Here is a 14,925-nt window from a genome sequence, read left to right on the forward strand (position 1 = left end):
CTCGTCAGTTGAGATCCTTGCTTGATGAACCAGGCAGACGCAGGGTCACGATGGTGCCGATCTCTTCTCTGCTGTCGACCTTCAGACCGTAACGCTCGCCGAATTGAAGCTTGATGCGTTCATTGATATTGCGCAGACCGATGCCCCGTCCCGAATCAATCAATTGGACGCCTGAAATATGATCCCTGAGAATTTTTAACGCCTGTTCGTTCATCCCTACCCCGTCGTCGGACAGATGAATCACGATGTCCTCGCCGTCATGAGCTGCTGCGATTTGAATCGTTCCGGATTCCGGCTTGTCTCTGAAAGCATGATGAATCGCGTTCTCAATGATGGGCTGGAATATCAGCTTGATGCAGGGCAGCGCATAAATATCTTCGGGAATATGAATAATCAGCTTGTATCTGTCGGCGAACCTCATATTCTGGAGCGCCAGATAGTTTTGCAGATGGTCGATTTCTTCCCTGATCGTGACACTGCGGTTGGCGTGATTGACCCCGTAACGAAGGAGCTTGCCCAGAATATAGGTCATCTCGGATACTTCATCGTCATCATTGACCTCCGCCGTCATGCGGATCATTTCAAGCGTATTATAGATGAAATGCGGGTTAATCTGGCTTTGCAGGGCAATCAACTCCGCTTCCTTCTTCCTTGCCTGGGTGAATTCCACCTCTTCGATCAGGGTCTGGACGCGGGAAACCATCATATTGAAATGCCGGCCCAGCATCCCGACCTCATCGCTGTATTTCAGATTAAAGCTGACATCGAGGTTGCCGCGCTGAACCTCCTGCATGAGCAGCTTGATTTTGCGCAAGGGACGCGTAAGGGCGAACGAGATGGCAATGGCAATAAACAGGGCAAAGGCGATAAACGCTGCTGTTATCGTCAATGTGAAATTTCGTGTTACCGATGCCTGCCGGGTCACTTCCTCCAGCGGAATATAGACGAGCATTTTCCAATGAGTCAGATTGGAGATGACATACGTGCAGATATAGGGCTCGCCATCCTTTAGGATTTGAAAAGACCCCTTATCATCGACTGCCCGCCTGATGCTCTCGTCGCTCGAGATATTATGCGTGATCAGCTTCCTCTCGCTATCGAACACGACCACATTATTCTCGTCCACAAGCAGCGTTTTCCCCTTGGTTACATCATCCGCACTCTCAATCTGGCGGCTGATCGCGCTTATATTCGTATCGAATACAATATAGCCGACCGGCTCCATATCCCAGGTGCCTTTCAGCTCGCGGATGACGGAGAAGGCGTAATAAGTGGTGGGGGAACGGTCCGAGGCGACTTCCTGTGTGCTCACAAGCTCCGGCCGGCCGTCGCCCTCTGCGGCTATCTTCTCCCAGACGGATTTCACTTCGTCAAAATTGCTTCGTTTGCCGCCGGATTTGATATTATAGAATACATTGCCGTACCGGTCGAACACATAGACGGATACGGTATCGGGTTTGATCTTGTTCAGATTGGCCACATATAAGTCCAGGGACCGCTGCTTGTCCAGTTCAACGCCCGGCTGAGACAGCCACTGCAAGAATACCTCATTATAAAGGGGCATCGCTGACATATTGTAGAGATCGGTCACGTAATCATCCAGCTTTGTCATCATTTTGGACGTGATTTCGGCAGCATACGCTTCCGTGTTGGTCTGGATGGAACGCGAGTAGGAATAATAAGAAGCGTAGCTGACCAGAATGATCGGCAGGGAAACCAGGAACAGGAACACGATCAGCAGCTTCTGCTGCATGCTCAGATTGGCGAAAGCGATCCAGCTTTTATCCACTCTCATCTTCCATTTTCCCCTGAACGGACTGCGCATGCCCTGTTCCCCCTTAAGCTGAATTCCAGGGCATGAGCACAGTACTCTTGCCCTTTGGAAATACTGCTTATTTTACAGCACCGCTCACGATACCCGCAAACACATATTTTTGAAAGAACAGATACAGAACAATGATCGGAACCATAATCATTAATATGGCCGCAGACATAAGTTCCCACTCCGTGCTCCGCTCGGACGAAAAGTTCATCAGGCTGGTCGAGACGACCGCCAGCTTCTGATCCGGCATATACAGAAACGGAATAAACATATCGTTATAGATATTGATCGTCTTGATAATGACGACAGTCGCCGTCGCCGGTGCAAGCAGCGGGAAGATGATCGTCCGGTAGATTTTGAACAGCGAAGCGCCTTCCATCATTGCGCTTTCATCCAGCTCAGCCGGTATATTGCGGATAAACTGCAGATAGATGAAGATTTGCAGCACATCGGTGCCCAGATGCAAAATAATCGAAGCGAACAGCGTGTTGAACAAATGCAGATTGTTAATGACCGTGAACGTCGCCACCTGCGTCGTGATCATTGGAATAAAGGAGACCGCGATGTAGGCGCCAAATATTACTTTTTTCAGCTTGAAATCGAAGCGGCCCAGAATATAGGCAACCATGGTACCGAGCGCCACGTTGCCGATGACCGCCACAACAATAATAATCAGCGTGTTGAGATAAGCGCGGTCCAGATTGGCCCGCTCCAGCACCGTCATAAAATTGTCGAAGTTGAAGAAATTTTTCGGCAGCTGGAATACGCTCGTCTGCGTAAATTCCTCTTTGGTCTTGAAGGCATTAAGAACGAGAATATACGGCGGGAAGAAGATCAGGAACACAGCCACCCAGATACAGGCGTGCTTGATCAGGGCCATCGGTTGAAATCGTCTGCTGCTCATTACTTCTCCCACCTCCGGATAACGGCTCTTTGAACGCCCAGAATCACAATAACAGCCACGATCAAACTCACACTCATGGCTGAGGCCAGCCCGAAATTATTAAACGAGAAGGCCGTATCCACGGTTTTCGTCACATAGGTGTCGCTTGCGCCCAGCGGACCGCCCTTGGTCAGCAGGAACGGCAGATCGAACACTTCAAGCGCGCCAATAATCGTCAGGAACAAGTTCAGCTCAATGACCCTCACCATATTCGGCAGAATAATATGCCAGATAATCTGCAGGCGCGAAGCGCCGTCGATTCGTGAAGCTTCAATAATATCGGAAGGAATGGACTGCAGCGCTGCCAGGTAAATGACCATATTGAAGCCCATGAATTTCCATAATGTAATAAATCCCAGCACATGGTTGACGAATTTCACCGACCCGAACCAGCTGATCGCCCAGTCATCGAGCCCCACGGCATGCAATAAAGTGTTAAGCGAGCCATATTCGGAATTAAATACATAATTGAACATGTACGCAACTGCCACGCCATTCATAATATAAGGCATAAACAAGATCACCCGGTAGACATTGCGCCCGCGCAGCTTGGAATTCAACAGCAGGGCGAAGCATAAACCAAGCGCATTCTGGAGCAGCCCCCACAGCAGATAGACAAAGTTATGCAGAAAAACAGACAGTATTTCCTTATTATGAAACAGCTCATTGAAATTGCTGAAGCCTGCCCAGGTTTTCTCCGGGCTGTATCCATCCCAGGTCATCATGCTCATATAAAACAGATAAATAGCCGGATACAGCGAAAAAACCGAAAGCAGCGCCAAGGGAAGGATCAGAAACGCAACGATAATGATCGTTCTTTGATGCTTGTAGGATAAAGTTTTGATCATTCTCACTCCTCTTTCTCGCAGATAGCCCGGATTGCGAGGAAAAAACAAAATGGATTATCCGCCTGGACCGATAATCCATTTTGTCTGTTCTAGCCGTTAACCAAACCGTCCATCTGCAAGCCGCTTATTTATTCAGCGCAGCCTTGGCCGCAGCCCACTTCTTGTTATAGCCGTCGAATACCTCTTTCATATCCTTGACGACCACCTCTTGAATGAATTTAAACGGATCGAACTGCGTTTTCTGCTCGATTGCCGTAACATCCGCGCTAACGGGCTCCGCTTCCATCATCGTCGGATTATAGCTCATAAATTGCGTGATTTGCGGCAGATCCTGCTGCTTGTCCTTGATTGGCGAAATAATCATATGGTCAGCATAATCGCCGGATTCTTCCAGCATGAATTTAACGAACGCTTTGGCTGCTGCCTTGTTTTTGCTGTTCTTGCTGACGGCGTATGCCCAGTCATTGCGCATCATGCCTTTGTAAGTACCGCTGTTGTCATAGGGCAGCGGCACAAATCCGATATCCTCCAGCGGCAACCCGTTGGTAATCAGGGAAGAGAAGAGCCAGTTCCCGATATACATCATCGCTGTTTTGCCGGTTGCCAGGTCTTTTTGCGTTTGATCCCAGCTTGCGGAGTAGACATCTTTCTCCAAATATCCTTTGTCGTTCATTTGTTTCAGAATGCCAAGTCCTTGTCCATATGCGCCGTCTACTGTAAATGGTGCATCCGATTTTAATTTATCATTGCGCAGCTTCGTGCTTCCATAAATGAACTCTGCCGGATCAGTCCAGTATTGAAGCGTCCAGGCATCCTTGAATGCGGTGGCCATCGGTACAATTCCAGCCGCCTTCAGCTTTTCGGAATCAGCCATCAGCTCATCGAGCGTTTTTGGCGGTTCTGTGATGCCCGCTTTTTCAAAAGCGTTCTTGTTATAAACCAGTCCATTGATGGCTACCTGCTGGGAAATCCCGTAAAGCTTGCCCTCGTAAGAGCTGAAGTCCTTGAAGTAGATATTGTCCGTCAATCCCAGATCGTCAAGCGGCTCGTAGAACTTCGGCAGATCCTCCTGCTTCGTCTCAACCAGCGACAATACGTCCGGCAGCTCATTCGCCGCCATACGTACACGGATCGTTTGCTCGTAATCCTTCAGACCTTCAATCTTCACATCCGTGATGCCAGGGTATTTCTCTTTGAACTTCTCTACATACTTCTTGAGATCCGTGTCGACCAATTCGGTTCTGTGCGTCGCCCACGTAATTTCGCCTTTGATTTCTTCGTCGCCGGAAGCGGCATTGCCGCCTGCGGCTGCGTCATCGCCCGGAGCCGCGTTGTCGCCCTCCGCCGTGTTGCCTGCATTATTTGCTGCCGTGTTGCCCCCTGTGCTGCCATTGTTCGCGTTGCTGCCGCACCCTGCCAAGAGTGCCATGATCAAAGTCAGCAGCAATACATAAGACGCTGTTTTCTTCATGTCCGATTCCTCCAGTCCATATAAGCGTTATCGCTTACATAAATATTATGTTAATTAACATAACATTAAAATGGTTATATATTGTTTTTATTGTCTGCATTTTGTTTGTTATAAATATATTCGCGATTATTATCAGAAAAAGAATCAAGTCCATTTAATATGTCATATTTCATAACATAATAAATTGAATTTATTGGTAACTGCAGGTAAAGAGATGTTGTGTTCTAGCAGTTATCTGTACCGCAGACAACTGTCTATGAGGCAAGTGTACAATCATCTGGTTGTACTCGAACATAGAATATACAGAAAACCAATCCTAACCATGAAGGGAGTTTGAACCATGTCTACTAATCATGGTAATCCATGTGAAGACCAATGCTGTCCTCCACTGCCTGCGATCTTTGATCCACCGCAATATATTGTGAACGACTACTACCATCCGCAGGTACAGCCTGTTATTCACCAGATCGAAGTCATTAATCAGCATCACTGCGTGCCTGTACCTCAGCATATGTACACTTATAGCGAAAAAGATATCATGTGCAGAGTATCCAGCAAACGCAAATCCGTAAAAAAACACAGCAAAAAACGCAGCAGATAATAAGTCATTGCGGGAGCAGCCTGCTGCTTATGCTGAACTATTCCCATCACATTTACCATTAGAGCGAAAAGCCTCCAGCGCACTTTCAAAGTGCACTAGGAGGCTTTTTTTGGTATGCAATGGCGTAATATCCTGCTAAAAACCGCAATCGGGGGAGGAAGCTGGCGTGCTGTGTTCCCACCATTTGCTGCAGCAGCCATTGTCCCAGTGCCATTGCGCGAGCTTGCCATTGCGCGAGCTTGCCATTGCGCGAGCTTGCCATTGCGCGAGCTTGCCATTACGGGCAGCACCGTCTGGTGCTGCCCGCATAATAATGAAGCTCTAGCCTACTTTCCCTATTGTCAACCTTGCGGAATTTCGCTGATCGCACGCAGAAGCGTGTGCCGGTTCAAGCGGACGCGATATGCTTCCCGCTTGCTTCGCTCCAGCAGCTGCGGATCGAGACCAAGCTCAGCGATTGTGGAAGGTCCTCCGACTATCTGCAGCAGGCGGCGAATTTCAGCCTCATCCGGGAGCTTCGCAAGCTCGGGGCTGATCTCGTTCCATCCTGTCACCGCCTGCGCTTGTTGTCCGGCAGCGAATTTATGATACAATGCCGTAATTTCAGCGCAGGCTACTCCCACCTTCGCGCCGTGGAGAAGCTGCCTCTTACCGGTTTGGATATACTCCATTTCCCAATAGTGGGACAGATGATGCTCCGCTCCCGAAGCGGGATGCGACTGCCCGAACAACAGCATTGCCAATCCCGAATCGATGAGCGCCTCAATCAGAACGCGAATTCCTTTCTCTGTCCGGTTCCCGATCTCTCTGGCATGCCGGACACAGGCTTCCAGCGCCTCTTCCGTGATGTCGGCAACAAGCGTCGAATAAGGCTCGTCTGCTGTAATTTTGCCCACTTTCCAGTCGAACAGCGAGGTGTATTTGCCCAGCATATCTCCGAATCCCGCAGCAACCATCTTTCCCGGCGCTGCGCGCAAAATATCCAGATCGGCAAAAATCGCCACAGGCCCGATTGCCGGGACCGTTATTTTTTCGCCGCGGATGATGATCGGCGCGCCTTTGGAGGTAAAGCCGTCTACAGACGGAGCCGTCGGGACGGATACGAACGGCAGCTTCGTCGTATATGCGGCGTATCTGGCTATATCATGCAGCGTCCCGCTGCCGGCAGCCAGCACCAAATCAGCAGCAGTGCGCTGAATGTCGAGAATCAGCTGGATGATGGATGCTTCATCGGCAATCACATCTCCCTGCCTGTCGGGCTTGATCAATGTGACGGCCGCCGTTAAACCAAGCTGCTGCAAATTGTCTACTAGCTGCTGTCCTGCTATCCGGTATGTATGGTCATCTGCCACTATGACAATATTTCTGTATCCGTTATCAACAATATAAGGAGCCGCCTGCGTAATGCCACCGGCTTCAATAAGAATGGGGTCGGGAAATAACCCTTCCCCGTTTGCGAAGCCCATTTGTCTGGCGGCATGCTTGATTTTAACCATGGAATCACTCATATTATATCTCCTCTGCAGGGTTCAGTATTTTCTTATCTATTTGTAATCATCTGCTTTTTCCTTATTATAGCGAAATTATGGGGAATTCACCTCATAAAACAAAATACACGGAAATAAACGATATAAGTATATGAGCTCTCCCGAGTTTAAGGATAAGAGATTTGAATCTACATTACCTTTTTTATTATAAAACAAGGTCGAAAGGCTCATAAATCCGATGTCAATTTCCATTTATTTCATTGGAAAAATAGGGAAATTGTAGTTCTATGTCGAATAACGCTTTATCTTAAAAATAAGTCACATTACATTTTGGTGGTGCTAATGCTAAGTAGAAATCTTAATTATTTGAAATCGGTGCGTTCTGATTTATTTGAATCTCTTGGCTCATTGAATCAGCTTTCGGCTGCTGATCCCTTATCTCTGACAAGATCCGGCTTCACCTTCCCAAACTTGACGGCTCGTAAGGAGCAATTGGAAATCCCCCTGCATGATCCTTCCGATCCTCATGCAGAGGCCGGGCGGCTGCTTGCCCCTCTGACAGAGCAATTAAGTCAGCCGGAGCATCATGTTTTGTTTTTTGGCGCGGGGCTGGGGTACCATATCAAACTGTTTGCTTCCCGGTACCCCGGAGTGCCCTATTCTATTTATGAACCATCGGCAAAGGTGCTCAAGGCTTTTCTATCCGAAGTTTCGCTAGAGGACTTGAATATGACCATGCTGCGGAACCTGTATTTCGGGTTCAATCCCAAGCTCACAACGGAGAATATCAAATCGTTTATTTATCAAGCACCCGGAAGTTTTACCGTTATTACTCTTCCGTCCTATGTAAAGTTATTCAGCGGCTTACATAAGCAATTTCTGGAGGGCATTCAGGCTGTTATCAAGTATAAGCAGCAATCACTGGTCACGAATCATCATTATGAAAAAAAGTGGATCTTGAACAGCTTCAGAAATTTCAAATATACCCTGAATACGCCAAGCATATTCGACTATCGCAAGCATTTTGAGAACAAACCGGTCCTGCTTGTTGCCGCAGGTCCGTCCCTGCAGGATGAGATCGAGAATCTTCGGCAGATCAAAGAAAACGGCACCGCCTATATTTTTTGCGTCGGATCGGCCATCAACTGTTTTATTGAGAATGGGCTCATTCCGGATGCTGCTTTCACTTATGATCCCAGTACTGAAAATAAAAAAGTGTTCTCACGTGCCATAAATGAAAACACAACCGGGTTTCCTCTTGTCTACGGTACTACAGTTGGCGAGGATACTTTGGATCAGTTTCCTTGGGACAAAATTCATATTCCGATTAATCAGGATCCGATATACTCCTATTATTTCAAACCTGCCAAGGAAATTGTGCTGCAGGACGCACCATCGATTGCGGTCATTACCCTGCAGGTATTGCTGGCGATGAAATGCTCCGCGATCATTCTTGTCGGTCAAAACTTCGCTTACCGGGATAATCAGTTTTACTCGAAGGGTGTGCCCTATGGACATAGCGAAAGTCCAAACCAATTAACCGTTCCCGGCGTCAATGGAACTCCTGTCAAAACAACAGCAAGTCTGGATCTCATGCGCAAGGAAATGGAGCATTATATCCGGCTCTATCCGCAGGCGGCTATTATTAACACAACCCAAGACGGCGCAAGCATTCTAGGCGCCAAATTCCAATCTTTGACCGATACCATGCAAACGAGTTTGACTGAGAAAGTAGTAAGTCCAAACTGGAGCAACCAGCCTGAGAATGGTGTCTCTGATCACAATCATATTCATTCAAGAAAACAAGATATGCTCAAACAGTATCAGCAAATCAAACAGATCTTCATACAGATGCAGGCTGCTATGCTCAAGCTAAAAAACGATCAAAGTCCAGCATTATTTCAACACTTTGACGAGTTATTTAAAACCTTGCAGCAAAATATGTATTTTCAATTATTTCTGCGGCAAATGAACCGCGTCCGTTATGAGCAGTTGTACAGCAAAACCGTCACGATTAAGATCGAAAAAAATGCAGAGCGCAAAGCTGCTCTTCTTCTTCAGTTATTCGGGCAATTTTTATATGACGTATATGAAGATTTCAGAAAAATCCAACCCTATTTTGATCAACTCAATCAAACCATAGACCAACTACCATCACATAAAGCGAGGTTACGTTGAACTTGAAGAAAAAACAAAAGCCCAAAAAGAGTGCGCTTCAAAAAACAGTAAAGCTGTTGACACTAGGGACGGCCACCTCTCATCTTTTTAATTTGTTTTCGCCTTTTATTGCTCATGCTTCTTCACCTGCGCCTGGTAATATTCCAGCTATTATCACAAAGAAACAAAAACAGGAAGAGCTTCAAAACAGACAGCTGTTTTATTCCATTTTGTCCAGCGCCGGTCCTAATTTGAATAATTTTTTGCCTGTTGGAAGCGGAGTTTCCTCCGATTCGGATTTTACTTTTGTTTTTGACCGTTCCGTCCATCTCGGCAACGGGAATATTCAAATCATCAGTCTTGATAATAATAATCTTAATCAGAATATTTCAATATTGAGTGGTCATTCAACAGGCGGTATGATTTCATTAAGCGGAAATACCGTCCTATTAAATCCAGATTACAATCTTACAGGTCGATATTATGTTCAAATCAGCGAAGGGGCTTTTGAGGATTTAAGCGGTAATCCATTTGCCGGTATTTACGATGCCACGACCTGGAGCTTTACCACCTGGGATCAATCCCCAGGGCTATTGACGTTCTCTCCCGACACCTCCGGGGCCGCGACCGATACCGACCTGACCCTTTTCTTTGACGAACCCGTTATCCTCGGCGAAGGCACCATCGTCATTCACCGCATGGCCGACGATTCCGTCGCCCAGACCTTTTCCATCACCAGCGGCCAGATGACGCATGCCTCCTTCAGCGGGGCGCCCGGTATTAGCGGTTCCTATGCGATTATCATCAATCCCGACGTGAATTTATCCGGGGATACCTCGTATTATGTCGATGTCCCCAGCGGCACGTTCACCGACTTGAACCATAATCCGTTCTCCGGTCTGCTTGGTCAGATCTGGTCGTTTGGCACCACCGACGATCAGGCGCCTACTGCTGTTTCCTTTTCGCCTTCTGGGGATAGTGCCATCTTCCCTGGCGAGTTGACCATTACGTTCAATGAAAATGTCCAGTTGGGGACCGGCTCCATTCAGTTGTTCCAGCAGGGCGAGGATACTGCCCTTGAAAACGTTTGGGTATCCGGCGGTTCTGTCCTTTCGGGCACAGCTTCCGTTTCCCCTCATGACCCGGCTTCCCTCGATTTTTTCCATTATCCCTACCTGCTGCAGGACACGTCCTACTATGTTCAGATTTCCTCCGGCGCCATCGTCGATACGACCGGTAATCCTTTCGCCGGTATTTACGATACAACCACCTGGAGCTTTTCTACCTGGAATTCACAGCCCAGTCTATGGATGTTCTCCCCGGACACCTCCGGGGCCGCGACCGATACCAATCTGTCCCTTTTCTTTAACGAACCTGTTATCCTCGGCGAGGGCAACATTGTCATTCACCGCATGGACGATGATTCCGTCGCCCAGACCTTTTCCATCACCAGCGGCCAGATGACGCATGCCTCCTTCAGCGGGGCGCCCGGTATTAGCGGCTCCTATCAGCTGATCATCAATCCCGACGTGAATTTATCCGGGGATACCACGTATTATGTCGAGATCTCCAGCGGCGCGTTCACCGACTTGAACCATAATCCGTTCTCCGGTCTGCCTGGTCAGAACTGGTCGTTTGGCACCACCGACGACCAGGCGCCTGCGGCTGTTTCCTTTTCGCCTTCTGGGGATGATGCCGTCTTCCCTGGCGAGTTCACCATTACGTTCAATGAAAATGTCCAGTTGGGGACCGGCACCATTCAGTTATTCCGGCAGGGCGATCCTTCCCCTCTGGACACCATTTGGGTATCCGGCGGGGCTGCACCCTCGGACATGGCTTCCGTTTCTCCTCACGACCCGGCTTCCATCAATCTGTTTCGGCATCTCGATTATCTCGATCAGGACACGTCCTATTATGTTCAGATTTCCTCCGGCGCCATCGTCGATACGACGGGCAATCCCTTCGCCGGTATTTACGATGCCACGACCTGGCGCTTTACCACCTGGGATCAATCCCCAGGGCTATTGACGTTCTCTCCCGACACCTCCGGGGCCGCGGTCGATACCAATCTGTCCCTTTTCTTTAACGAACCTGTTATCCTCGGCGAGGGCAACATTGTCATTCACCGCATGGACGATGATTCCGTCGCCCAGACGTTCTCCATTACCAGCGGCCAGATGACGCATGCCTCCTTCAGCGGGGCGCCCGGTATTAGCGGTTCCTATGCGTTTATCATCAATCCCGACGTGAATTTATCCGGGGATACCTCGTATTATGTCGAGATCTCCAGCGGCGCGTTCACCGATTTGAGTCATAATTTGTTCTCCGGTCTTCATAGTCAGAACTGGTCGTTTGGCACCACCGACGACCAGGCGCCTGCGGCTGTTTCCTTTTCGCCTTCTGGGGATGATGCCGTCTTCCCTGGCGAGTTCACCATTACGTTCAATGAAAATGTCCAGTTGGGGACCGGCTCCATTCAGTTGTTCCGGCAGGGTGATTCTTCTCCTCTGGACACCATTTGGGTATCCGGTGGGGCTGCACCCTCGGACATGGCTTCCGTTTCTCCTCACGACCCGGCTTCCATCATTCTGTTTCAGCATCTCGATTATCTCAATCAGGACACGTCCTATTATGTTCAGATTTCCTCCGGCGCCATCGTCGATGAGACGGGCAATCCCTTCGCCGGTATTTACGATACAACCACCTGGAGCTTTACCACCTGGGATGCACAGCCCAGTCTATGGACGTTCTCCCCGGATACCTCCGGGGCTGCGGTCGATACCGACCTGACCCTTTTCTTTGACGAACCCGTTATCCTCGGCGAAGGCACCATCGTCATTCACCGCATGGCCGACGATTCCGTCGCCCAGACCTTTTCCATCACCAGCGGCCAGATGACGCATGCCGCCTTCAGCGGTGTAACCAGTATTAGCGGCTCCTATCAGCTGATCATCAATCCCGACGTGAATTTATCCGGGGATACCACGTATTATGTCGAGATCTCCAGCGGCGCGTTCACCGACTTGAACCATAATCCGTTCTCCGGTCTGCCTGGTCAGAACTGGTCGTTTGGCACCACCGACGACCAGGCGCCTGCGGCTGTTTCCTTTTCGCCTTCGGGGGATGATGCCGTCTTCCCTGGCGAGTTCACCATTACGTTCAATGAAAATGTCCAGTGGGGGACCGGCACCATTCAGTTGTTCCGGCAGGATGACGATACACCTCTGGACACCATTTGGGTATCCGGTGGGGCTGCACCTTCGGGCATGGCTTCCATTTCCCCTTATGACCCGGCTTCCATCAATCTGTTTCGGCATCTCGATTATCTCGATCAGGACACGTCCTATTATGTTCAGATTTCCTCCGGCGCCATCGTCGATGAGACGGGCAATCCCTTCGCCGGTATTTACGATACGACTACCTGGCGCTTTACCACCTGGGATCAATCCCCAGGGCTATTGACGTTCTCTCCCGACACCTCCGGGGCCGCGACCGATACCAATCTGTCCCTTTTCTTTAACGAACCTGTTATCCTCGGCGAGGGCAACATTGTCATTCACCGCATGGACGATGATTCCGTCGCCCAGACCTTTTCCATCACCAGCGGCCAGATGACGCATGCCTCCTTCAGCGGGGCGCCCGGTATTAGCGGTTCCTATGCGATTATCATCAATCCCGACGTGAATTTATCCGGGGATACCTCGTATTATGTCGATGTCCCCAGTGGCGCGTTCACCGACTTGAACCATAATCCGTTCTCCGGTCTTCTTGGTCAGAACTGGTCGTTTGGCACCACCGACGATCAGGCGCCTGCGGCTGTTTCCTTTTCGCCTTCTGGGGATGAGACCGTCTTCGCTGGCAATTTTGGTCCTTTGACCATCACCTTTAACGAATACATTAAGTTGGGGACCGGCTCCATTCAGTTGTTCCAGCAGGGCGAGGATACTGCCCTTGAAACCGTTTGGGTATCCGGCGGTTCTGTCCTTTCGGGCACAGCTTCCGTTTCCCCTCATGACCCGGCTTCCCTCGATTTGTTCCATTATCCCTACCTGCTGCAGGACACGTCCTACTATGTTCAGATCTCCTCCGGCGCCATCGTCGATGAGACGGGCAATCCCTTCGCCGGTATTTACGATACAACCACCTGGAGCTTTACCACCTGGGATGCACAGCCCAGTCTATGGATGTTCTCCCCGGACACCTCCGGGGCCGCGGTCGATACCGACCTGACCCTTTTCTTTGACGAACCCGTTATCCTCGGCGAAGGCAACATCGTCATTCACCGCATGGTCGACGATTCCGTCGCCCAGACCTTTTCCATCACCAGCGGCCAGATGACGCATGCCTCCTTCAGCGGGGCGACCGGTATTAGCGGCTCCTATCAGCTGATCATCAATCCCGACGTGAATTTATCCGGGGATACCTCGTATTATGTCGAGATCTCCAGCGGCGCGTTCACCGATTTGAGTCATAATTTGTTCTCCGGTCTGCATGGGCAGAACTGGTCGTTTGGGACAACAAATGCAAACACGATTCCGGACAACAACCCAAATAATCCGAATCCATCTAACCCGACGAACCAGAATCCGACTCAGCCGACCGGCAACACAAACAATGACTCCAACGACGACAGCCAGGATACTGAGGAACAGGCGCCTGTCATAGTTGATCAGAAGCAGGCCAATGTCATCGTACAGCCTTTCAAAGCAAATGAGTCTGACAAACAAATCGAAATCAAAGTAACCCAGGCGACTTCAAAATCAACCTTGATTTATTATTTCGATGAGCGTTATCAAGCCTGGATTGCTGTTCCAACCACGAAGACGATCAGTCTGCTTTCTGCAAATATTCCTTCCGGGAGCTGGATCGCCGTCATGGACGATAAGAATATCTTCCAGCCGTCCGATACTTCCGGGAATTGGGCAAACCAGGATATTCTGAAGATGATGAGTCTTGGCATCATTCAAGGCTTTGAAGATCAATCCTATAAACCGCAGGAACCAACGAACCGTTATCAAATCGCTACCGTATTAGCCAAAGCTTTACAACTCGATCCCATGAAATCGGATCTGAGTGTTCTGGATCATTTCCCGGACGCGGCAAGCATACCTGAGTGGGCAAAACCCTATGTTGCCGCCATGCTCCAAAACAACCTGATGTCAGGAAGCACCACAGGCTTCGATGGGCAAAGCTCCCTGACGAGAGCCCAAATCGCAACGGTCTTGGCCCGATTACTTGCTGATGCTAAAGCCAACCCATCTTCTTCTGGCATACCCGCCGATTTCAAGGATGGTGCGAAAATCCCGGCCTGGGCCGCTGCCGGAGTCAGCAAATCAGTGGAACTGGGCATCCTCCAAGGTTATCCGGACGGCAGCTTCCAACCGAACAAAGCCGTAACCAGAGCAGAAATGGCCGCCATTATAACCCGATTAATGGATTATCTCGTTCAGAATCAACAAAACACCGGGCAACAACCGTAAAGAAAAATGAGCTGACGCCGACATCCGGCGTCAGTTTTTCTTTGCCACTTCATCAGTTAAGGAATTCACATTAAATCCGGCGTTTGACTTTCCCCTTCTTCCTTGCTCTAATGGAA

At 49.4% G+C, this 14,925-nt stretch carries 7 protein-coding genes; 2 read left to right on the forward strand and 5 right to left on the reverse strand.

Annotation, left to right across the window (positions count from 1 at the left end; translation table 11 throughout):
- Positions 1 to 4: 4 nt before the first annotated feature.
- The 5 genes from ACFOLF_RS08735 to ACFOLF_RS08755 form a co-directional block, all read right to left on the reverse strand.
- The gene (locus tag ACFOLF_RS08735) at positions 5 to 1,795 is read right to left on the reverse strand and encodes a cache domain-containing sensor histidine kinase (protein ID WP_210038041.1); all 1,791 of its coding nucleotides are present in this window, start codon (positions 1,793 to 1,795) and stop codon (positions 5 to 7) included.
- Between the two features lie 97 nt (positions 1,796 to 1,892).
- Positions 1,893 to 2,726 (reverse strand): carbohydrate ABC transporter permease, encoded by an 834-nt coding sequence (locus ACFOLF_RS08740; RefSeq protein ID WP_210038042.1) that lies wholly within the window; start codon positions 2,724 to 2,726, stop codon positions 1,893 to 1,895.
- Positions 2,726 to 3,613 (reverse strand): carbohydrate ABC transporter permease, encoded by an 888-nt coding sequence (locus ACFOLF_RS08745; protein WP_210038043.1) that lies wholly within the window; start codon positions 3,611 to 3,613, stop codon positions 2,726 to 2,728. Before ACFOLF_RS08745 ends, ACFOLF_RS08740 begins: the two co-directional genes overlap by 1 nt.
- Before the next feature lie 124 nt (positions 3,614 to 3,737).
- Entirely contained in the window at positions 3,738 to 5,084 is a 1,347-nt protein-coding gene (locus tag ACFOLF_RS08750) for an ABC transporter substrate-binding protein (protein ID WP_210038044.1), read from the reverse strand.
- Positions 5,085 to 6,026: 942 nt separating this feature from the next.
- Complete coding sequence (locus tag ACFOLF_RS08755) at positions 6,027 to 7,193, reverse strand: sn-glycerol-1-phosphate dehydrogenase (protein ID WP_210038045.1); 1,167 nt, start codon at positions 7,191 to 7,193, stop codon at positions 6,027 to 6,029.
- 321 nt (positions 7,194 to 7,514) lie between these two features.
- On the opposite strand from ACFOLF_RS08755, the gene ACFOLF_RS08760 reads away from it, so the two are divergent.
- Together ACFOLF_RS08760 and ACFOLF_RS08765 are read left to right on the forward strand one after the other, a co-directional pair.
- Positions 7,515 to 9,350: a motility associated factor glycosyltransferase family protein gene (locus ACFOLF_RS08760; protein WP_379219439.1), complete on the forward strand. Its 1,836-nt coding sequence runs from the start codon at positions 7,515 to 7,517 to the stop codon at positions 9,348 to 9,350.
- A gap of 242 nt (positions 9,351 to 9,592) precedes the next feature.
- Entirely contained in the window at positions 9,593 to 14,809 is a 5,217-nt protein-coding gene (locus ACFOLF_RS08765) for an Ig-like domain-containing protein (RefSeq protein WP_379219615.1), read from the forward strand.
- Positions 14,810 to 14,925: the final 116 nt, after the last annotated feature.

The organism is Paenibacillus sepulcri (assembly GCF_042647105.1).
GTDB classification, from domain to species: Bacteria; Bacillota; Bacilli; order Paenibacillales; family Paenibacillaceae; genus Paenibacillus_Z; species Paenibacillus_Z sepulcri.